This window comes from Frankia sp. AgPm24 (assembly GCF_023243055.1).
Lineage (GTDB): Bacteria > Actinomycetota > Actinomycetes > Frankiales > Frankiaceae > Frankia > Frankia umida.
The window spans coordinates 1-242 of sequence record NZ_JALKFW010000126.1; the positions used below are offsets into that span (position 1 = coordinate 1).

At 54.5% G+C, this 242-nt stretch carries 1 pseudogene; it reads right to left on the reverse strand.

The window, feature by feature from the left end:
- Positions 1–242, reverse strand: a pseudogene (gene nanR / locus MXD61_RS05945) (transcriptional regulator NanR); the annotation flags it as partial.

Genomic DNA, 242 nt, shown 5'->3' on the forward strand with positions numbered 1-242 from the left:
GTGCCTGATCGGTAACCGTTGGGCGTGCGGCAATAAGCCAGTCGAGCAGGGCAACGTGGATCGCCATGAAGATTGGGTTACCGGGGATCTCCGCCAGCACGCGGTGGAAATCAACGTCTGAACGAATGAATGCCGCGTTGTTATCCAGCGACTGACTGTTGATTTCCAGTGCTTTTGCCAGCAAATCGATTTGCTCATCGGTGGCATGTTCAGCCGCATAGCGCACCAGACTGGATTCAAAG